The organism is Chryseobacterium sp. Leaf405 (genome assembly GCF_001425355.1).
Taxonomy (GTDB): Bacteria; Bacteroidota; Bacteroidia; order Flavobacteriales; family Weeksellaceae; genus Chryseobacterium.
The window spans coordinates 583961-604579 of the sequence record NZ_LMQN01000012.1; the positions used below are offsets into that span (position 1 = coordinate 583961).

At 35.1% G+C, this 20619-nt stretch carries 20 protein-coding genes; 9 read left to right on the forward strand and 11 right to left on the reverse strand.

Annotated elements, in window-relative coordinates:
- Positions 1-100 precede the first annotated feature (100 nt).
- Positions 101-514: a winged helix-turn-helix transcriptional regulator gene (locus tag ASG22_RS08890; RefSeq protein WP_055983118.1), complete on the reverse strand. Its 414-nt coding sequence runs from the start codon at positions 512-514 to the stop codon at positions 101-103.
- A 107-nt stretch (positions 515-621) separates the two neighbouring features.
- On the opposite strand from ASG22_RS08890, the gene ASG22_RS08895 reads away from it, so the two are divergent.
- The 3 genes from ASG22_RS08895 to ASG22_RS08905 all read left to right on the forward strand — a co-directional run bounded on the left by ASG22_RS08895 (position 622) and on the right by ASG22_RS08905 (position 3668).
- Positions 622-1713 (forward strand): alkene reductase, encoded by a 1092-nt coding sequence (locus ASG22_RS08895; protein WP_055983120.1) that lies wholly within the window; start codon positions 622-624, stop codon positions 1711-1713.
- A 175-nt stretch (positions 1714-1888) separates the two neighbouring features.
- Positions 1889-2656 (forward strand): SDR family oxidoreductase, encoded by a 768-nt coding sequence (locus tag ASG22_RS08900; RefSeq protein ID WP_055983121.1) that lies wholly within the window; start codon positions 1889-1891, stop codon positions 2654-2656.
- 10 nt (positions 2657-2666) lie between these two features.
- Positions 2667-3668 (forward strand): NADP-dependent oxidoreductase, encoded by a 1002-nt coding sequence (locus tag ASG22_RS08905; RefSeq protein ID WP_055983124.1) that lies wholly within the window; start codon positions 2667-2669, stop codon positions 3666-3668.
- A gap of 140 nt (positions 3669-3808) precedes the next feature.
- On the opposite strand, the gene ASG22_RS20735 is transcribed toward ASG22_RS08905, so the two are convergent.
- Positions 3809-3940 (reverse strand): hypothetical protein, encoded by a 132-nt coding sequence (locus tag ASG22_RS20735; RefSeq protein ID WP_117590784.1) that lies wholly within the window; start codon positions 3938-3940, stop codon positions 3809-3811.
- 161 nt (positions 3941-4101) lie between these two features.
- Positions 4102-4473 carry a hypothetical protein gene (locus tag ASG22_RS08910; RefSeq protein ID WP_055983126.1) on the reverse strand — a complete coding sequence of 124 codons (372 nt, stop codon included), beginning with the start codon at positions 4471-4473 and terminating at the stop codon, positions 4102-4104.
- 471 nt (positions 4474-4944) lie between these two features.
- Between ASG22_RS08910 and ASG22_RS08915 the strand changes: the two genes are divergently transcribed.
- On the forward strand, positions 4945-5883 hold the full coding sequence (locus tag ASG22_RS08915; protein ID WP_082504976.1) for an IS1595 family transposase: 939 nt from the start codon (positions 4945-4947) through the stop codon (positions 5881-5883).
- Positions 5884-5977: 94 nt separating this feature from the next.
- Positions 5978-6292: a hypothetical protein gene (locus tag ASG22_RS08920; RefSeq protein WP_055983131.1), complete on the forward strand. Its 315-nt coding sequence runs from the start codon at positions 5978-5980 to the stop codon at positions 6290-6292.
- Between the two features lies 1 nt (position 6293).
- On the opposite strand, the gene ASG22_RS08925 is transcribed toward ASG22_RS08920, so the two are convergent.
- The 8 genes from ASG22_RS08925 to ASG22_RS08960 form a co-directional block, all read right to left on the reverse strand.
- Positions 6294-6497, reverse strand: coding sequence for a hypothetical protein (locus ASG22_RS08925; protein WP_055983133.1), 204 nt, complete (start codon positions 6495-6497; stop codon positions 6294-6296).
- 90 nt (positions 6498-6587) lie between these two features.
- Positions 6588-7547, reverse strand: coding sequence for a polysaccharide deacetylase family protein (locus ASG22_RS08930; protein ID WP_055983134.1), 960 nt, complete (start codon positions 7545-7547; stop codon positions 6588-6590).
- 18 nt (positions 7548-7565) lie between these two features.
- Positions 7566-8039: a nuclear transport factor 2 family protein gene (locus ASG22_RS08935; RefSeq protein WP_055983136.1), complete on the reverse strand. Its 474-nt coding sequence runs from the start codon at positions 8037-8039 to the stop codon at positions 7566-7568.
- 101 nt (positions 8040-8140) lie between these two features.
- Positions 8141-9514: an alginate export family protein gene (locus ASG22_RS08940; RefSeq protein ID WP_055983139.1), complete on the reverse strand. Its 1374-nt coding sequence runs from the start codon at positions 9512-9514 to the stop codon at positions 8141-8143.
- A gap of 38 nt (positions 9515-9552) precedes the next feature.
- Positions 9553-10485, reverse strand: coding sequence for an MBL fold metallo-hydrolase (locus ASG22_RS08945; RefSeq protein ID WP_055983141.1), 933 nt, complete (start codon positions 10483-10485; stop codon positions 9553-9555).
- Between the two features lie 111 nt (positions 10486-10596).
- The gene (locus tag ASG22_RS08950) at positions 10597-12366 is read right to left on the reverse strand and encodes an amidohydrolase (RefSeq protein ID WP_055983143.1); all 1770 of its coding nucleotides are present in this window, start codon (positions 12364-12366) and stop codon (positions 10597-10599) included.
- A 125-nt stretch (positions 12367-12491) separates the two neighbouring features.
- Positions 12492-13502 (reverse strand): alpha/beta fold hydrolase, encoded by a 1011-nt coding sequence (locus tag ASG22_RS08955; RefSeq protein ID WP_082504977.1) that lies wholly within the window; start codon positions 13500-13502, stop codon positions 12492-12494.
- Positions 13503-13531: 29 nt separating this feature from the next.
- Positions 13532-14320 (reverse strand): alpha/beta hydrolase, encoded by a 789-nt coding sequence (locus tag ASG22_RS08960; RefSeq protein ID WP_055983145.1) that lies wholly within the window; start codon positions 14318-14320, stop codon positions 13532-13534.
- 251 nt (positions 14321-14571) lie between these two features.
- On the opposite strand from ASG22_RS08960, the gene ASG22_RS08965 reads away from it, so the two are divergent.
- The 4 genes from ASG22_RS08965 (at position 14572) to ASG22_RS08980 (ending at position 20311) form a co-directional block, all read left to right on the forward strand.
- On the forward strand, positions 14572-16806 hold the full coding sequence (locus tag ASG22_RS08965; protein WP_055983147.1) for a histidine kinase dimerization/phosphoacceptor domain -containing protein: 2235 nt from the start codon (positions 14572-14574) through the stop codon (positions 16804-16806).
- A gap of 5 nt (positions 16807-16811) precedes the next feature.
- On the forward strand, positions 16812-18743 hold the full coding sequence (locus ASG22_RS08970; protein WP_055983149.1) for a sigma 54-interacting response regulator: 1932 nt from the start codon (positions 16812-16814) through the stop codon (positions 18741-18743).
- A gap of 162 nt (positions 18744-18905) precedes the next feature.
- A complete protein-coding gene (locus tag ASG22_RS08975) occupies positions 18906-19658 on the forward strand; it encodes an SDR family oxidoreductase (RefSeq protein WP_055983151.1) in 753 nt (250 codons plus the stop codon).
- A 71-nt stretch (positions 19659-19729) separates the two neighbouring features.
- Positions 19730-20311 (forward strand): TetR/AcrR family transcriptional regulator, encoded by a 582-nt coding sequence (locus ASG22_RS08980; RefSeq protein WP_055983153.1) that lies wholly within the window; start codon positions 19730-19732, stop codon positions 20309-20311.
- Positions 20312-20619: the final 308 nt, after the last annotated feature.

The window sequence follows — 20619 nt, forward strand, 5'->3', positions numbered from 1 at the left end:
CGAAATACAATATTATTAAGGGAGAAAACTTATGCAATTTTCTCTGACTAAATGATAAAATTCTCAAAATTATTACTTCATCGAAAGTCCTTTTTTATAGTCATAAATCAGCTGAAAGCTCATCCATCTGTTTTCGGACAAATCCTTCCTTATCCTTCTTTGTCTCGTCCAATACCCATCTTTGATTTTCGGGAATTTCAGAATATTTTTCCGCCCATAAATTGATTTCAATTAACAGTGGAAGTAGATTAATCCCCTTTTCTGTAAGTTTATACAAGACTTTTGCTTTGCTGTCCGGATGATTCTGCTTACTGATGATGCCGTTTTCTTCAAGCATTAAAAGACGTGATGCCAGAATATTGGTAGCGATTTTCTCCTCAGATTTTAAAAAATCACCATAGGTACATTGTTTTGAAAACATAAGATCCCTCACGATCAGCAAAGACCATTTATCACCCCAAACATCTAATGAACTGCTGATAGGGCAGTCTGACCGCTTTTTTGTAGTTGACATAAATTTATTTTAATAAATATTAAAAAATCCACTTGCGTTTCAAAAGTAATTATTTACCTTTGTACTTGCAAAACGCAAGCAAATTTACGAATTTAATTTTAATAATAATGGAAAACATACTTTTTGATGCTTTTAAAAGCGATAATCTGGATTTAAAAAACCGAATCGTAATGGCTCCGATGACCAGAAGCCGTTCCGATAATCAGGAACACAAAGCTACCGGACTTACAGCACAATATTACGAGCAAAGAGCATCGGCAGGCTTGATTATAACGGAAGGAACCTTCATCAGTCCCGAAGCTGTCGGCGTTGTCAACGTTCCGGGAATCTACACTCAGCAGCAAATTGACGGCTGGAAGCTAAGCACAGAAGCCGTTCACAAAAAAGGAGGTAAAATCTTCGCTCAACTCTGGCATACCGGCGCTTATTCGCATCCGGATCTTCACGAGGGCAAAAACCCATTGGCACCTTCCAACGTCAATCCTGAGCAGCAGATTTTTACACCGACAGGTTTCCAGCTTTCCGGAGAGCCACAGCCTATGACAACAGAAGATATCAAACGAACAGTCAATGATTTTAAACAGGCGGCAGTTAATGCTTTTGAAGCAGGTTTCGATGGAGTAGAACTTCACGGAGCCAACGGTTATCTCCTACAGCAGTTTTTTAGCAAAAATAGCAACCTGAGAACCGATGAATACGGTGGTTCAGTAGAAAACAGGGCAAGAATTCTTTTTGAAATTCTGGATGCCATCAGAGAAGTAGCAGATCTCCGAAAAGTCGCTGTCCGTCTGAATCCTTCTCTCAACGGTATTATGGGAATTTTGGTGGATGACGAAACGATTGAGCTTTACAACTACATTGTCAACAGATTAAACGATTATAATCTGGCATATTTACACCTTATAGAGCCATTCACCGATGTTTCCGGGAATTCCGAAGCGATCCAGGAAGTGGCAAAACATTTCCGTAAAATCTACAAAGGAACCATTATTATCAACCGTGGTTTTAACAAAGATACGGCTACGAAAGTTCTTCAGGACGGCGATGCGGATCTGGTTTCTTTTGGGGTTCCGTTTATTGCAAATCCAGATTTGGTAGAACGTTTCAAGACCAATGCACCGCTTAGTCAGCCGGAAGAGAGTACTTTTTACACACCGGGCGAAAAAGGATATACAGATTATCCTGTGCTTCAGAATTAGAATGATTTGGGCGACCGGGCGGGCTTTTCGCTATATCTTTTGTTCCGCTGAAGCTCCACAAAAGGATGTCGCTGCAATCCCTGTCGCAGATCGTTCATCAAAACAAACATTCATCTCATTCACCATCAAAATAGATTTCAATTTTGATGGTGAATTTTAAACAAAAATAATTGCTATGAATCTAAAAGGAAAAACAATTCTTATTACGGGTGGTGCTTCAGGAATCGGATTTGAAGCCGCAAAACAATTTTTAGAGATTGGCGCTAAAGTCATTGTGACAGGCAGAAATCAGGATAAACTGAACGATGCTAAAAAAAGATTTCCAAATCTTACAGTCATCAAAAGTGATGTTTCCAAAGCGGAAGATGCTAAGGCACTTTTTAAGAAAGTTTCTGAATTGGGTGGCATCGATATTCTGTATAATAATGCGGGAGTTGGTGTGCCGCCAATGAATTTAGGGATTCCGAATGAGAAACACATTGAAAATGCAGCTTACGAAATGGAAGTGAATTATTTGGGGGTTATCCGTCTGAATAATTTGTTTTTAGAGATGCTGAATTCAAAAAAAGATGCGGCAATCATCAACACGACTTCTATCCTGAGCTATGTTCCATCTTTAACAGAAGCAACCTATTCTGCTACCAAAACAGCTTTGGCATTCTACACAAAATCGTTGAGAGAACACCTGAGAATCATCAAAAGCAATATCAAAATATTCGAACTGCTTCCGCCGGTCGTGGATACAGAAATGACTGCTGCTAGAACTGATAAGAAGATAACGCCTGCGGAACTTGTAAAAGCTTTAATTTCAGGATTACAAAAAGACCAATACACCATTCGAGTGGGAGACTCAAAAATCATCTACTTCCTGCATCGTTTTTTTCCTAAATTAGCTTTTGGATTAGTGAACCCCAAAAATTCCGAACAGTCTCTGAAAAAATAAAAATAATACTATGAAAGCATACTATATCAAACAATATAAGAAAGGTGGCGATCTTCAGTTTGGTGATCTTCCTAATCCTACGATAAAGGACCATCAGGTTTTGGTGGAAATCCACGCTGCGAGTGTGAATCTTTTGGATTCAAAAATAAGAGACGGTGAGTTTAAAATATTGCTTCCCTACAAAATGCCGCTTGTCTTGGGGCATGATGTGGCTGGAATCATTAGAGAAGTTGGTTCAAAAGTCAAAAATTTCAAAGTTGGAGACGAGATTTATTCCCGACCTTCGGATTATAATATCGGAACTTTTGCAGAATTTATCGCTATAAACGAAGAAGATATAGCCCTAAAACCAAATAATCTGACGATGGAAGAAGCAGCATCTATTCCTTTGGTGGGCTTAACGGCTTGGCAGGCTTTGGTAGAAAAGGCAGATCTGAAAAAGGCAGATAAAGTATTCATCCAGGCGGGTTCCGGAGGTGTGGGAACATTTGCTATCCAGCTGGCTAAACATTTAGGACTGAAGGTTACAACTACAGCGAGTGAAAAAAGTTTTGATTTTTTAAAAACCTTGGGAACAGATGTTTTAATTGACTATAAAACACAAAATTTTGAAGATATCCTAACCGATTACGACTTTGTTCTGAACAGTCAGGATGCAAAAACGTTGTATAAATCATTTGATGTGGTGAAAAAAGGAGGGAAAATCATTTCAATTTCCGGACCGCCAACACCGCTGTTGGCAGATGAGCTCCATTTGCCGTGGTACATAAAGATTATTCTTAAATTTTTAAGCAGCAAAGTGAGAAATAAAGCCAAAAAGGAAGGAATCAATTACGATTTTCTTTTTATGAAAGCCAGTGGAAATCAGCTCAAAGAAATCACCAAATTAATAGAAACCGGGATTATAAGACCTGTTATTGATAAAGTTTTTGAATTCAGTCAAACCAACGAAGCTATGAAATATGTGGAAAGTGGCCGGGCAAAGGGAAAAGTGGTCATAAAAATCAGATAATATTTTTATATACATTAAGACTAAGGGAAAATAAAATCCGTTAATTGAACATATTCACTTTTCCCTTAACATAATTTCTTTTACTCCACCTTTTGTAAAAATTATAGAATTATATATTCCTGTTTTTCAAGTATATATTTTCATCCTTTTACGGTTCCCGGAATATCGCCTGGCTGAGTAGATCTGGACCGAGTCATAGGCGCCATTACGAATCTGTTCTCTAATTGGTTTTCTCCTAATTGATAAGGTTGAAATAATTGATTATACTTCATCTTGATATTATTAAATGGTTATAGTTTTCTTAAGTTTTAAGGATGATCGAAATTGTAATTAATTAAGGCACCTACATACTATTTTACACTAAGTTAAAATACAAATAAATAAGAGCCTATCTAATTAGATAGGCTCTTAAATGTCTTATTTCTTTATTTGATTAATCTCCATAACTATCTTGAATTACCAGCCATTTATGATGTATGTCATTATACCTATCACTTTGATTCCAAGTCATTGATTTCCCAACAGATAACAGTCTTATTTGTACATCATACATTGGTTTGATTATTTTAGGATAATTTTTTTCTACATAAGTTGTGCTTTTATGTTTTTTAACAAGAGTTACATATTGATCTGTCAATGAATTGTATTGAGTTAATGCTTTATTGACATCATTAATAAACTTTTGTTTTTGTTCATTAGCGTATCGTTGAGAATATTCTCTTTCTTGTTTGTATTGCTGATATGACTTTTGTGCTGATACATATATGCCACAGAATAGAACTGTTACATAAATAATTTTCTTCATAATTTTTTAAAATTGTTTTAATAGTTTAAACTCCACAAAGCTATTTTGTAGATAGATAATTTCCTTACGGATTTCCGTAATACGGATAAACATAAATTGATTTTGTTTTCTTCTGAGTTCCGAAGAAGAGTTGTTATTAGATAAAAAGAAAGCGTGGAACTGCTAACAAATTCTATCTAACGGGCTCTGGTAAGCCTTGGACTAAAATAAGTAGCAGCCCACGCCATAAGAGTATAGCGTAGGTCAGTCTACTTATTATCGTCCTAAATTAAATTTACCAGATTCGTTAGAGACAATAAGTTAAACGTTTTCTATGTGTTCGAAAATGTCTTATTAGGATTTCATATATCCGTAATATTTAACAAATATAAAGAGTTTTTTCAAAGTTGAAAATATCATGTGTTTTTTTAGCGCAACATTAGCTCTTCAATCTTATAATTCATTCATAAAACGGATAGTATTCTTCTAACAATAGAAGATATGAATATTTTTAATGAACTAAAAATCAAATCATTAAAACAATTAATTTTGACGTTTTCGGATGAACAAACGTGCATTAATTTTTTAGAAAAGATTTTTTGGGATGGAAATCCAGTTTCGCCTTTTGATAAAAGTTCAAAAGTTTATAAATGTAAAGGGAATAGATACAAGTGTAAAAACACAGGAAAATATTTTACAATAAGAAATATTGGAATTTTTAAGAATTCAAACCTTAAGCTTCAAGATTGGTTTATCGCAATATGGTTATTTACAAGTCATAAAGGTGGTCTATCATCAATGCAATTGCAAAGAGAGCTGAATTTGACACAGAAAACGACATGGTTCATTCTTAAAAGATTAAGAGAATGTTCCAAATTTGAAAATCAACATTTTTTATCTGGAGAGGTTGAAATTGATGAAACCTACGTAGGTGGCAAAAATAAAAATCGTCATGCAGACAAGAAAGTAAAACATTCACAAGGACGTAGTTTTAAAGACAAAGTTCCTGTTTTAGGAATGATTGAGCGTAAAGGTAAAGTTGTTGCTCATGTGGTAGAATCTGTAAGTGCTGAACAATTAGAACCTAAAATATTAGAGACAATAAACTTATTTGATACTGTCTACACAGACGAATGGAAAGCATATAATGACTTACATAAATATTATAATCATTCAATTGTAAATCATGGTAAGAAAGAATATGTGAATGGTAATACAAGTACAAACTGTATTGAGAATTTTTGGGGGAATTTAAAGCGTGGAATTATTGGTGTCTATAGAGTTGTATCAAGAAAACATCTTCAGAAATATATCTTTGAATTTGTATTCAGACACAACACAAGAAAGATGAGCCCGAGTGAAAGATTTATACACTTGATTTCAAATGTCAAAGGATGTAATTTGACTTATCAGAGACTTATAGCTAAATAAAAATCTCACTATAATGAAAAATAGTGAGATTTTATTGTGGGTTTCCGTAATCAATGTATGGTGATTTCTTTGTAATTTTGTGAAAATTAAAATTATGAAACAATATCATTTATCTTATGATACAAAAGAAAAAAGAGAAAAAATTTTAGAAGTTATATTTGAACATACTGAAGTAAGAAAAGTAGAATCATTTTGTGAAAGTACATTAATTTTACATTTCGAGAAATCTCAGCCTAATCTCTTTAATACATTATCAAATAATTTAGGTAAAAACTTTTATTTTGTAGTGTCTTTAGTTACTCAAATTAAAGATCCTTCAGATAATTCTATCAAAAATATTATTAAATATAAACCAGTTCCTAATTTAAATGATAATCTACAAATTGAGTTGGAAAGATTTAAAAAATAAATTAAAGTAAATTAGTATCTTCAAGTATTTCATAATGATAAAATTCTTTCAAATAAAAAGCAATTAAAGTTCCATCAACTTTAACAAAATTTTTATTGTTGGTTAGTTCAATTGATTTTGGTTGTTTTTTATATCTAACAACATAATCTAACCATACAAACGATTTCCAAAAGAAATTAAAGATTTTTAGTTTTAAAAAATTCATAACACATAGTATTTAAAGTTATTTTTATATACTATGTGTTATGAATTTTGATTTTTAAATTAAGTGTAAAATAGTATGTAGGTGCCTTAATTAAAATTCTCGGATTACGGATTTGTCATTATAAGCCATTTCTGCAATTTCGTCTTTGCGTTTAAAGCTGACTCCTTTATGATGTTTGATATAATTCATAATTTCAGTAGTTGCTGCAACCATTTGCGGTGTTCCGCCAATGCGGTCGTGAAAACTGATAGACATTTGACGTTGTTTCTTTTCAGATTCCTGGTAAAGTTGATCAAATTCCAGCTTAACCTGGCGAATAAACTGGTCTGCACTAAAATTTTTTCCTTCGATCAAAACAATGTCATTACATCTTATGGTATAAGGAACAACTGCAAATTCTTTCCCTTTTATTCTAATTAAAAAAGGTTCATCGCGGCTCAAATCATCGATATGATATTTGAAACCCAGTTCCTGCAAAATCTCCAGTGTATTGGCTCCACGTCTGAGCCAATTGGCGTTGTAACCGACAGGAGTGAAACCAGTCACTTTTTTAATCGCATCAGCACCATCTTTAATGAATTTCTTTTCGGTTTCGTAAGACATCGAGTATTGCGTTGCCCAATTCATACCATGTGCAGCTGCTTCATGGCCTCTTTCCACAATTTCTTTAGCAAGTGCCGGATTTTTCAGTACTGCTGATCCTACCATATGCGAGGTAACTTTTATTCCAAGCCTATCCCAATTGTCAAGCATTCTGGGGATTCCTTCTTTGTAACCATATTGATACCAGGTTTCTCCAGGAAGATCCACAAATCCTTTTTGCATATTTTGAGGGAATGGACTCTCAGCATTTACCGGTTGTCCGCCGGCTTCAAACTGCATTGATACCGAAACCACCAAACGTGAACCGTCTGCCCACTTTGCACTTTCATTTTTATAATCAACATTTTGATCAATATTTGGAGGAGATGCGAATACTTTTAAAGGTTGTACAAGGCCTGCAAGTCCAATTAGACTTGTTTTCTTTATAAAATCTCTTCTGTTACTCATTGTTATTAGATTTTAAATTTATTGAAATGCCTTTTCGATGATCAAAGTTTCTTCATACATAGAAAATTGGGTTATCAAATTATTTTCTACGGTAATGTGCATGGCAAAAGGCATCTTAAAATGTTTTTCGGTTTTCTTCACAGTTCTTTCAACCATTCCAAATACCGCAACCTGATTGCCTCGAAGCAAAAAAGATTGAGCTTCAAACTTATCAGATCCTTCAACAAAATAGGTGAAAAGTGTTCTGAATAATGCTGAAATCTCCTCTCTTTTGGAACGGTGTCCTGTCCAGGGCATATATTTGGATTCAAAAATATACCAGTCGACTTTCTCAGCCACAACCGACGATATTTTTTCCGGATCTTTTGATCCTACGTATTCAAAGAATTTTTCTACCGTTTGTTTTGTCTTAATTTCCTGATCAGTAAAATTCTGTGCCTGCGCAGGAAAACTGAAAAGCAGAATGAATATGAATAGTTGTAAAGTTTTCATTTTGATTGATTTATAAAGGTTTTAATGAGTTTTTTGAACAATTACACCTTAGTTTACCATCCTGATTTCTATGACAAACTAAGAGGTTAATCTTTCAAGAATTAAAATCGGACCTGTGAAGTAATTCCCGTAAAGAATATATTTTTTCCTATTCCTGAAGCTTTGATATAATCTTTTGCCAGGAACCAAGTCGCTTCGAGCCTGAAATAAAGAAATGGAGTAGGCTCCCAGATAATTTCACTTTCAAGCTGATTGCCGATTTTCTTTTTTGTCGTGGTATTTGACGGGTAAATCATAGAAGTGTTTGGCGCATAAATCCCATCATTTCCACTGTATCGCCAAAACATATCGTAATCAACCACCCAATCGATGTTTTTGGTGATTTCAAAACTGATGGAAGGATGAAGATCAATAAGGTTGGAAGGTCCAATCACAGAAGCCAATCCAAAATAGGCACCTCTCGGGAAAAGCGGATTGAAAGTCTGCAATTTTGAATCACCTTCATATTTGTCTCCGCTTATCACTTCAGTTTTGAAGCCGATTTCCGGATGAAATTTTATGGAATTAAAACGATAACCTGTATTGATTGAAGCTGTCCATGCATTGATATCTTTGCTTCCAACATCACCAAATTGATACACCGCTTCTCCATCATAACGCCAGCTTTCAGATTTCCCCCAAATCCTTGCTCCTAAAGAATGACGAATTTCCTTTCCCATTGCGTCGTTAAAATTAGCTTTCAATCTTTCATATCCTAAATAATAAAGATCAATATTTTTAACAACCGGGATTTTATTAAATACGAAATAACTTCCCCAGAATTGTCGATCCTGATTAGAATTGTCATCGAAAATTCCATCTTTTGCCACAACATAATGACTGAAAAATAAATCGGCGGAGACATTTTCTTTTCCTGCCATCACTTTTACGCCGTCGAAAGATTGTCGGTTGTTGGGACCATCACGAAGCGCTACTAAACGTTGCGAACCATACGAAAGTTCCTGCCTTCCTGCCCTCACAATCAATCTTTTACCGTTTTCATTAATGAAATTAAAATCTGCAAAAGCCTGATGAACGTCAAGAGGATTTTGATCGATCGGGCTCGGATCGATTCTTCCGTCCGCCAAACTGCTCTGTACCTGAACAAAAGCTCTGAAAAATTTTCCTGCATGAAAATCGGTGTGGAGGAAATATCGCGATAATACATAACCGTCATTGTCCTGTTCGCCATCTCCCCAGTTCTCATTTTTAGCATAGAAATATTGAAATCTGATATCGCCTCCAAAACTGAAATAGATATTTTTTGATTTGTCTGCCGGGAGAAACTTCATGGTTTTGTACCAATTTCCTTTTGTTGAATCTTTCTTTAGAAAACTGTAATCTTCATCTTGCCGACTCGATTTAAAAGACGGATATTCCTGTGCAAAGCATGATAATGGAATCAATGAAACCAGTAATAACAGTTTATTTTTCATAATCAAATAGTTAAAAATTAATTATTGCTAATAGTTTGTTAATTAATGTTTTGCTTAATGTCTTTATAAGCATTCGGAATATTAAAATTGAAATGTAGCCAGTTGAAAAGTTCGTAACCTTTATCAAATTCTTTCATGGTTACGGTTGCTTTTGTCTGTTCCAAACTCAATCCTTTTTTCACAGCTTCTTCTACATTTTTCTGCAAAGCTGTGACGTAATCAATTGTGTACTTAATACCTGCTTTATTAGTAATTCTTCCATGTCCGGGAACGACAATATCTTTATCAGAAATCATATTATAGATTTTGTTGAGGTTTTTCACGGGTTCGAGGAAATAACCGTCAAACAACCATGGAATTGCCGGACTTTCCGCAATAAAAGGATTTCCAGCCCATAAAACATTTCCCGTAGGAGATTTAAGATAAACAAAAAGATCCGCCGGAGATTGCGCAGTTCCTACATTAATGATCTCAACGATATTTCCTTTTCCAATATCGATTTTCATGGTTTGATTGATGGCAATTGTAACATCTGCAGGCCTGTAAACACTTTCTTCAATGCCACGCCCGCTTCCAAAAAGTCCTATCATAAACTGTTTGATATTATCATAATTCTTTGAAAGATTTTCTTTGCAGAATTCATTTTGAATAATAATGGTTTCTTTTGGCAGGAGATAATTTCCAAAGCAATGATCGCCGTGATCGCTTGTGTTAATCGCATAAACAATAGGCTTATTGGTCACTGATCTGATTAATTTATATAACTGATCGTACAATCCTTTACTTAGCATTGTTTCAATTAATAAAACACCTTTGTCACCTACAATAAATCCCGCTGAGGTTGCTTGCGGAATCCCTTTTGTGGTTTCGGTTTCGGTGGTGCTTGGTGAAACTGTGTATACATTTTCTGAAATTTTATGGAGTTTCAAAGTCACTTTATTCGCATCCCAGATTGGTAGGTGTTTGGGCATAGCGAATTGTGCGTAAATATTGTTAGTGAGCAAGCAAAATGCAAAAATCAATAGTATTGAAGTTATTTTTTGAAGTTTCATAAGGGTAGTTTTTGAATTGTTAAAATGGTTTTAAGGTTTTTTCACATAACCGCCAAAATATTTTACCGGCGACCATTCTGGAATTACCGGTTCAATTCCCGGATCATATGTTTTAAAATCTCTTGCGCCGTAAACAACTTTTCCGTTTACAACCGTTAAGTCAGATTCAATATTTCTGACTTTATCATTCGGAATTGTAAAATAATCTTCTGATAAAATGGAGAAATCGGCATACATTCCTTTAATCAATTTTCCTTTGTCTTTTTCCTCTCCGGAGAACCAGGCGCTTCCCGAAGAGTATAATTGTAACGCTGTGAACTTGTCTAAAATCTGGTCTTTTGGCCAGAATTGCATTCCTCCTAAGGTTTTTCCGGTAATTAACCAATGCATCGCCATCCAGGGATTATAGGTTGAAATTCTCGTGGCATCAGTTCCCATTCCGACAGGAATTCCCATTGCCAACATTTTCTTGATGGGAGGCAATTGAGTTTTCGGCGTACCATACAATTTTTCGTATAATTCTCCCTGAAAATACATTCTGAACTGAACGGCAATTGCGCCATTAAGCTTTTTCACTCTTTCCAATTCCTGCGGTGTAATGGTTTCAGCGTGATCGAAAAACCAACGCAATCCGTTAAAAGGGGTGTCTTTATTTACTTTTTCAAATACATTAAGCATTCTGTCGATCGATTCGCCATACGTTGCGTGCAGCCGAAACGGCCATCTGTTTTTAACAAGAAGCCTGATAATCGGTTCAAGATCGCTTTCCATTTCGTCTGAAAGAACAATTCTTGGTTCGAGAAAGTTTTCAAAATCGGCAGCTGAAGCCACGATATTTTCTCCGGCACCTTCTTCAGTGTACCCATTGGCAACCAAAAGATTGTCATTTTTATTAATGATCGTTTCTTTCACCCACTTTTCATAATCCTCAAGTTCTTTTCCTTTTTGTTGAGCAAACAGATAGTAAGAAATTCTAAGATTCAGCTTTCCTTGCTTTGCAAGTTCCATTGAAGTTGAATAGTCTGCCGGGAAATTTTGGGAACCGCCTGCGGCATCAATAACAGAGGTTAATCCAAACCGATTGAGTTCACGGTTAAATTGAAGTGAACTGTTGATTCTTTCTTCAGGCGTTAATTTAGTGGTTAATCCCAAAGTGGTGTAAATAGCTTTCGGCGTTTCTTTGGCGAACATCAGACCTGTCAGGTTTCCGTCTTTATCCTGTTCTAAAACACTTCCTTCATAATGGATGTCTTTGCTGTAGCCTAAAACTTCAATTCCTTTTTTATTCAGAAAAGCTTTTCCATATAAATAAGTGATAAAAACGGGTTTGTCCGGAACGGCAGCGTTGATTTCTTCAATGGTAGGTTGTCTTTTTTCCTCAAATCCATACTCATTCCAGCCTCCAATTACTTTAATCCAAACTCCGGGAGGCGTTCTTGCAGCCTGCTCCTTGAGCATTTCCATAGCTCTTTTCAAAGTTTTTATCCCATCCCAACGCAATTCTGCATTGTAATTAAGGCCTTCACGAATAACGTGAATGTGACTGTCATTCAAACCTGGCACTACGGTTTTGCCTTTAGCATCAATAGTTTTAGTGGATGAGTTCTTATATTTTTCCAGGATATTTTTTGAAGTTCCGGTCTCTAGAATGATTCCTTCTTTTGTTGCAATTGCCTGAGCAAATTCTCCGGCTTTTTGCATCGTGGCAATTTTACCGTTATAAACAATAAGGTCTGCTTTTTCCTGGGCCTGTATCAGCAGAGCAAAGGAAAATAATAAAAGTAGAAATAGTTGTTTCATAAATCTGTAAGTATATTTTAACTTAAAAATGTATAGTAGTAATGTCTCAGAAACCGCAAGGCGCAACGTCGTTTATTGCGCCTGTTGGGTTTCCACTATAAAGGGGAATAGATATATAACAAGATTTATTTTGAAAGAAAAAATGCTAATAAGTCTTTCTGTACCTGAGCGGTGTTTTCCTGAACAATCCAATGTCCTGCACCCGCAATTTTAGATTCAGTTACATTCTCTGCAACAAGTTTAGAATGATCTTTTAAGAATGCTGCCGCAAAATATTCTCCGCCCATCGCCAGCAATGGCATTTTTAGTTTAGTCTGCATCAGGACCAAATTGTCTTTTCCATCCTGAGGGAAATTGGCAAACCATTTGAAGCTGGATCTCGCACCATCTTTCACGGAATAAGCACGGATGAATTCTGTAGTTTCTTCGGCTGTGAAAGGATCTTTTGCGTGACCAACAACCGGCCAGAAATTGGTTAAATATTCTTTTTCTTTTCCGGTCACGATATCTCCTGAAGCAGGCCAGGCGAAAAATCCGAACCACCAAGCTGAAGCTGAAACCTGTGACCATACAGGCTCTACTCCAGGAAGCAGTGCATCCATCAAAGCTACTTTTTTAACCTCGTCACCATATTGTGCTGCATAAGCGTAAGCCACCATCAATCCAATGTCGTGTCCCGCAAGATTGATATTGTTGTAACCTAATTTTTTCACAAGTTCGTGGATGTCTTTCGCCATATTTTTTTTGTCATAACCTCCATACGGTTTATCAGACTCACCAACTCCTCTTAAATCAGGTGCAATGACGGTGAAGTGTTTGGAAAGTTCAGGAAGGAGACGATTCCACATAAACCAGTTTTGACCAAAACCGTGGATCAATACTAAAGGTTCACCTTTTCCTCCGATTACATAATGTATTTTAACCCCATTCACCATAGCGGTCTGGTGTTTGAAATTAGCAGGTGGGTTGGCAGGCTTTGGATCTGTTTCAAGCAATAAGGTTTTTGTATTTGCTGAATCTGTCTTTAATGTAACTTCTGCTTTAGTGAAAGAAGTAAGTAAAAAAAAGTTAATTGCCAATAAGCTTAAAAAAAACGCTCTGTTTTTTTGATTGGGATTTGTAATAAGTGATTTCATAATTGATAATTTAAATGAGTTATAATTTTTTAATTTTTATTTTCCTGAAGCCATTCTGAAATATAGAGCGCGACTTCCTGCCACCCAGGCTGTCCCAAAACGAAGTGATTTCTGCCCGGAAAAGCTTTAAAGTCGGTCACCGAATTTTTATCGCTATATTTTTTGTAATTATCGAGATTCAACTGTTTTGGAATGGTGTGATCATTTTCACCCGCGATAAACAGCAAGGGAGAATGTGGCCTGCTAAATTCTACTTTTGCAGCTGATGTTATTGTATCTCTCACAACCAGTTTAGATTCTGGAATTGATAACTGTTGATAACCCTTTTCCTGCCACTCCAAGGGAAGTCCGTTGGCAAATGCGTACTGCCATTGCTGGAAGCTCATCTGAAATGTTTTTTTCGTGGAAGTGAAAAATCCCAGCGGACCCCAACCTGCTTTTAGAAAAGAAAATTTGAAAGTCATAATCCCCTGCGGAGGAACAGAATGAATTGCCACAACTGATGACGCCAAACCTTTTTGATTCAAAATTTGACCAATTAGACCACCAATAGAATGACCGATAATGATGGGTTTTTCATCAAATGATCTGGCAATTTCTCCGAAATGATCAATCAATTGTGTAAGTCTAATGGAGGCTACTTCTGCATCTGGATGTCTTTTTCGCAAGATCTCCGGAGATGCATCTTTGAATGGCCAGGGTGGAGCAATGGTTTTGTATCCTTTGTTATTGAAGAAGTCTTTCCATTCGTTCCAACATTCGTTGCTGACGAAGGCTCCCGTAATAAATAGGATGGTTTTTCGGTGGTCTGTTTGCATAACTGAGTTTTATATGGTTGTTATGCCATCAACCTTGACAAAAATCGAGCATTATATTTAATCGATTTATAATCAGCGATTTGTAAATTTTTCTCAATTTTTAATCCAACGATATATCGTTGTAAAACGAAAAATAGTAGCTGTATTTCGTTGGCTGAAAAGCTTAAATTTTTTCTTATTAAGCATTGTATTTCAGTACCTTAAATTGTAACTTGCCTCTTTGCTTTATTACATTCAATACGTTGAAATCGATGAAATCATATTTACGTTTTACCGACTTTTTAGTGGTTTTAATTTTAATTTTTCTTCCTGTCTGTTTTGAGGCAAAGAATAATGATATTACCAAATACAATGTTGAGTTGGCAGAAAGACAATTGAAATCTCTTGATGATGATAGAGAAAAGGTAGATATGCTTTTAGCATTAGGAAATTATTATTTTGAAAGGGATAAATACAATCTTATGCCTGTCACGAAAGCAATCAACTATTCTAATAAAGCTTTTGAACTCAGTAAAAAACTCAGATACAAAAAAGGTATCGGAGCATCTTATTTATTGAGTTCTATGCTTGAGCAGCACGATAATCATTTTGTTAAGAGCCATTCTTATGCTGTTGCCGCGATAAATAACCTCAGAGATATCAATGAATATGATCTCATAGGAGAATCCTGGATAATGATCTGGTCAAGCAAAACACTAATGGGACTTAAATATGAAGACCGGATTATTTACCTTGACAAAGCAATCGGCTATTTTGAAAGATCAGGAAATAAAAAACGTCTTGGAGACTGTTACAGAGAAAAAGGTGACATTTACCTTTTGTTAGGAAATGGTATCGAATCACTTAACTGCTTAAAAAAATCATTGTCATTATATCAAAAAAGCAATTATAAAAATTTAGAGAATCTTTATGATCTGTTGGGAGCTATTTACATTTTTTTAGGAGATTATAAGGAAGGGTTAAAATATTGTTTTCTGGCTCTCAATACTACTGAAAAAGTGGGTAATAAGAAAGAATTTAATTACGTGATTTACAATAGAATTGGTATGGCGTACGAAGAAATGACTGATTATGATAATGCCTTACTCTACTATCAGAAATCTTTACAGATCTCTGAAAAATTTAAAAATACTGATGATATCAAAGCAATTGTAGGAAATATCTCCCACACAATGCTAAAAACTGGCCATTACGATGATGCTTTGAAACTCATTACTAACATAAAAAAGAAATATAAAGCTATTGGAAATGGCAATTCTTTTAAGTTGGACTGTATTACAATCCGCATTTTTTTACATAAGAAACAGTATGATAAAGCAGTTCCTTATCAGAAAAAATTAGTTTCCAATATAGACTCTGTGAATGATTATGATATTTTGGCTTTGATATATACCACTTTAGTTGACCTGAATTTAGCTCTAAAAAACTACGAAAATGCTGAATTTTACAACCGGCTTCAATACAATATCTGCAAGAAAATTAATAAAGACAGTTACTTCGCAGATTTTAATCTCTGGGAATATAAAATAGATTCGGCAAGAGGAGATTTAAAACCAGCGTTAGAACATTACAAGGAGTACGTGAGATTCAGTAAAAAGTATTTTGATGAAAAAAAATCAAAAGAAATCAGTAAGCTGAATGTTCTTTATGAAACTGAAAAGAAAGATAGATATATCAGCAATCTCACCAATAAAACTACCTTACAGAATGCCAGTCTCGAAAAAGCATCTTTAACTAGAAATATTATGTTAGGAGGCTTCATTGTGTTAATGTTTTTTGTATGTTTTCTTTATAGAGCATATCGTCTGAAGCAGAAAAATAATCTAATTCTAAGCCGGCAGCAGGATCAGATAAAACAGACTAATACCTCACTCAATAATGCCATCACAGAGAAAGAATGGTTGCTGCGGGAAATTCATCACAGGGTAAAAAACAATCTGCATATGGTTGTCGGATTATTGGCCAGCCAGAATGAATATTTGGAAGGTAGAGAAGCGATTGAAGCCAATTTAGAGAGCCAAAGAAGGGTAGAAGCGATGTCGATGATTCATAATAAACTCTATCAGTCGGAAAATCTTTCGATGATCGATATGCCCTCGTATATTTTAGATTTGACTTATTATTTATCTGATTCTTTTGATGTCAGAAAACAAATAAGATTTTCTCTAAATATTGATAAAGTAGATTTTCCGTTATCGCATTCTGTTCCTATTGGTCTGATTTTAAATGAAGCAGTGACCAATTCCATCAAATATGCTTTTCCAAATAAGGAGCAAGGTGTCATCACAATCAATTTAAATAAGGAAAATGAAAAATTCCGACTCACGGTTTGTGATGACGGGATTGGAATTCCAGAGCCAATCGATATTGAAAACTCGAAATCTTTAGGTTTAAAATTGATGAAAGGTTTGAGCGAAGATATTATGGCAGAATTCCGCATAAGCAATGAAGCAGGAACAAAAATCGAATTAATTTTTACAATTTAGAATCAATGAATACAAACACAAAAATACTGATCGTAGAAGATAATTTTGTGGAAGCTAATCACTTAAGATTAATGTTGAAAAATGCTGGATATACTGTTTCGGGAATTGCACGAAGTGTCGATGATGCCAAAGAAAATATTGCCAAAGAAAAACCGGGTCTCGTACTGCTCGATATTTTTTTAACAGGGAAAGAGACAGGAATTGATTTAGGTAAATTTTTGAAAGAAGAAAATATTGGTTTTATCTATTTGTCCGCCAACTCTGGTCAGGATATTTTGAGTGATGCCAAAGCAACCCATCCTTACGGTTTTCTTGTGAAACCATTTCGTGAGCAGGATCTTTTAATTATGATGCAGATTGCAGGTTATCATCAAAAACATAATGTAGAATCTTCTATCAGAAAAGAACAATTGTTTCAGAGACAGCTTAAAGATCTGATTTCAAATTTCGGAACCTGGGATCAATATCTGATGCAGATCTGCACGGCTTTACAACCTTTAATTCCATACGAACTGATGATTGCCAATTATGTATCGGATGAAACTCCGAAAAATATTTTTTTCGGTTTTCTCAGAACAGGTTTTAATGAGTATCAAAAAATCACCTTGGAAAGTCTGCAGGAGCTCACGAACTTAAAACTCCACGAGCTGGAATTGATCCTGAAAAACACAACGACCGAAAATAAAATCATCTGCAGTAATGAATATGATTTTCAAAAGAAAAAAATGGAACCCACATTGCATAAAATCGCTGGAAATCATCTTGGTATGAAATCAAATCTAACGCTGCCAATTCCTTTGTCCATCACGAAAAAAGGTAAATTTGTATTTTCATTTTACAGCAAAAACTCTTCTGTATTTGATGAGGATCATTTGGAGATTTGCAAAAGACTGCAGGATAATTTTATTTATAATGTAGAGAATATTATTGCCAGTCAAATCGTCGAAAGTCAAAAATCAGTCACAGTAAAACCATTAGAAAATCAATTTGAAGGAATTATCGGGAAAAGTCCTGTTTTGCTTAGCGTTTTTGATAATATAAGTCAGGTTGCACCAACAGACACTACTATTCTGATCACCGGCGAAAGCGGGACAGGAAAAGAGAAAATTGCTACTGCTATTCATAATTTATCGTCGCGGAAAAATCAGCCTTTTGTCAAGATAAATTGTGCGTCACTGCCTTCCAGCTTAATAGAAACAGAACTTTTCGGACACGAAAAAGGTTCATTTACAGGAGCTTTGCATCAACATATCGGGAAATTTGAGCAGGCAGACAAAGGCACTTTATTTTTAGATGAAATAGGGGAGATTCCGTTGGATGTTCAGGTAAAATTACTGAGGGTTCTTCAGGAAAAAGAAATCGAGCGTGTGGGAAGTATTAAATCCATTAAAGTTGACATCCGAATTATTGCCGCTACCAATCGAAATCTTGAAAAAGAAGTTGGTGAAGGAAGATTTCGTCTGGATTTATATTATAGACTTTGTGTATTTCCTTTGCAGGTACCGGCTTTGAGAGAAAGGAAAGATGATATCGGAATTTTAACCCAACATTTTATAAGTAAATTTTGTGAAAAATTAAATAGAAGTGAGTTATCACTTTCCTCAGAATCATTAAAAAGCCTGCTCAATTACAATTGGCCGGGAAATATAAGGGAATTGGAGAATTTGATTGAAAGAAGTGTCATTATGACTAAAGGTGATCATATTAATATCATCCCTTTACCTGTAGAAGATGATTTAGGCAGTTCTCATATAGATGAAGACTTTTTGCAACACAGAACAATTGAGGAAAATGAAAGAGCACATATTCTTAAAGTACTCAACCAATGCGGAGGAAGAATAAGAGGTGATGACGGTGCCGCCAAAATCCTAGGTGTTCCGCCTACGACACTCGCATCCAAGATGTTAAAGCTTGGAATTAAGCGGAATCATTTTTAATCAATTATACTTTTTGTGCAGAAAAAAAATTTTTTAAAAATTTTAAAAATCTTACCATACGTTAACCGGAATGAACGTTCCGTTATTGTAACTTTGCCATATCAAAATTCAAAATTCAAAATTCAACAATTAACAATTTAAAACAATTTAAAACAATTTAAAATGAAAAATTTAGACAACAAAGTAGCTATTGTAACAGGAGGAAATAGCGGAATCGGTTTGGCAGCTGCTGCAGAATTATCAGCAAAAGGCGCAAAAGTAATCGTAACCGGTAGAAACAAAGAAGCTCTTCAACAAGCAGAGCAAGAATTAAATGTAACAGGAATTCAGGCCGACCAGTCTGATTTAAAATCCATTGATAATCTGGTAGAGCAGGTTTCCGCTCAGTTCGGAAAAATAGATATTTTATTTCTGAATGCTGGTATTGCAGCTTTTGCTCCTTTAGATTCTGCTTCAGAAAACCATTACGACAGTATAATGAATGTTAACGTAAAAGGAACGTATTTTACACTTCAAAAACTATTACCAATTCTAAACGACGGAGCTTCTATTATTTTTAACACTTCAGTAAATGCCCATTTAGCAATGCCTAATTCAAGTGTATATGCTGCAAGCAAAGCTGCTGTGCTATCGATGAATAAAGTGTTTGCGGCAGAATTGGCTTCAAGAAAAATCAGAGTCAATGCCGTTTCGCCGGGACCTGTTGAAACGCCGCTCTACGGTAAATTAGGTTTGCCTAGCGAACAAGTAGAAGGTTTAGGAGAAATCCTAGGACAGAAAATTTTACTAAAACGTTTTGCGCAATCTGCTGAAATTGCAAAAACAGTCGGTTTCTTAGCTTCAGACGATTCATCATTCATTACAGGAACGGAAATAATTGTTGATGGAGGGTTGACTGTTAATTCTGTAGTATAATTTTTTTTGCCAAAATAACGGAATGAATGTTCCGTTATTTTAGTATCTTTGTTAATATTAACTCTAAAACTATGGCACGAACAAAAGAATTTGATGAAGAACGAGCTTTGGATAAAGCGATTGAGATTTTCTGGCATAAAGGTTATAATGGCACTTCTGCTCAGGATTTGGTAAATCATTTGGCTATAAGCCGCTCAAGTCTATATGATACTTTTGGAGATAAGCAGAAGTTATTTGTAAAATGTTTAGAAAAGTATCAGAAGCAGAATCAGGATGCAATCACCGAGCTTTTCCGCTTTTCAGAAAATATAAAAGATACATTGCAAGCTATTTTTAAACAAGCCGTTATAGAAAGTCTGGAAGATAGAATTACAAAAGGCTGCTTTATGGTCAATTCTTCTGTTGAATTGGCAATGCACGATTCTGAAGTTGCTAAAATAGTACAGGAAAATACAGTTACAATGATTAATATTTTCACGGATGCAATTCAGAAAGGTCAGGGGCTAGGACAGATTTCTAAGAAATCAGATGCGAAAGTTTTAGCAAGATTTATCTTCAATAACTATTCAGGAATAAGAGTTTTGGCCAGAAGTGGTGAAAAGGATAAACAGGTTTATGACGATATTGTGAAGGCAATACTTTCACTGTTGTAAAAGACTTTGTAAATAATCTTACTATTAAATAAAATGGCACCAACTGTCTTTAGTTGGTACCATTTAACTTCTGTACCCATAACCGAAGAAATATCGAAACATTTGGTGGAAGATTTGGAAAGAATTGTAGAACTAAATAATGATTAAATAGGTTCTCTATAAATCTTTTTATTTGTGATTTAAGTCATCTGAGACAAACTAAAAAAGAATTACCAGCATATTCAGATATTTTTACAGTTGAAGCCGTTATTAAATTTACCTTTGAATGTTTAGAAATAAACGGCTTTGGAATAGTATATCCTTGATGG

Coding starts and splice junctions, on each gene's coding strand:
- ASG22_RS08925 (WP_055983133.1), bottom strand. CDS start 6,497: ATGAATTTTTTAAAACTAAAAATCTTTAATTTCTTTTGGAAATCGTTT.
- ASG22_RS08945 (WP_055983141.1), bottom strand. CDS start 10,485: ATGCCCAAACACCTACCAATCTGGGATGCGAATAAAGTGACTTTGAAA.
- ASG22_RS08935 (WP_055983136.1), bottom strand. CDS start 8,039: ATGAAAACTTTACAACTATTCATATTCATTCTGCTTTTCAGTTTTCCT.
- ASG22_RS20735 (WP_117590784.1), bottom strand. CDS start 3,940: ATGAAGTATAATCAATTATTTCAACCTTATCAATTAGGAGAAAACCAA.
- ASG22_RS08960 (WP_055983145.1), bottom strand. CDS start 14,320: ATGCAAACAGACCACCGAAAAACCATCCTATTTATTACGGGAGCCTTC.
- ASG22_RS08950 (WP_055983143.1), bottom strand. CDS start 12,366: ATGAAACAACTATTTCTACTTTTATTATTTTCCTTTGCTCTGCTGATA.
- ASG22_RS08930 (WP_055983134.1), bottom strand. CDS start 7,547: ATGAGTAACAGAAGAGATTTTATAAAGAAAACAAGTCTAATTGGACTT.
- ASG22_RS08970 (WP_055983149.1), top strand. CDS start 16,812: ATGAATACAAACACAAAAATACTGATCGTAGAAGATAATTTTGTGGAA.
- ASG22_RS08965 (WP_055983147.1), top strand. CDS start 14,572: ATGAAATCATATTTACGTTTTACCGACTTTTTAGTGGTTTTAATTTTA.
- ASG22_RS08955 (WP_082504977.1), bottom strand. CDS start 13,502: ATGAAATCACTTATTACAAATCCCAATCAAAAAAACAGAGCGTTTTTT.
- ASG22_RS08895 (WP_055983120.1), top strand. CDS start 622: ATGGAAAACATACTTTTTGATGCTTTTAAAAGCGATAATCTGGATTTA.
- ASG22_RS08890 (WP_055983118.1), bottom strand. CDS start 514: ATGTCAACTACAAAAAAGCGGTCAGACTGCCCTATCAGCAGTTCATTA.
- ASG22_RS08905 (WP_055983124.1), top strand. CDS start 2,667: ATGAAAGCATACTATATCAAACAATATAAGAAAGGTGGCGATCTTCAG.
- ASG22_RS08920 (WP_055983131.1), top strand. CDS start 5,978: ATGAAACAATATCATTTATCTTATGATACAAAAGAAAAAAGAGAAAAA.
- ASG22_RS08940 (WP_055983139.1), bottom strand. CDS start 9,514: ATGAAAAATAAACTGTTATTACTGGTTTCATTGATTCCATTATCATGC.
- ASG22_RS08910 (WP_055983126.1), bottom strand. CDS start 4,473: ATGAAGAAAATTATTTATGTAACAGTTCTATTCTGTGGCATATATGTA.
- ASG22_RS08975 (WP_055983151.1), top strand. CDS start 18,906: ATGAAAAATTTAGACAACAAAGTAGCTATTGTAACAGGAGGAAATAGC.
- ASG22_RS08980 (WP_055983153.1), top strand. CDS start 19,730: ATGGCACGAACAAAAGAATTTGATGAAGAACGAGCTTTGGATAAAGCG.
- ASG22_RS08900 (WP_055983121.1), top strand. CDS start 1,889: ATGAATCTAAAAGGAAAAACAATTCTTATTACGGGTGGTGCTTCAGGA.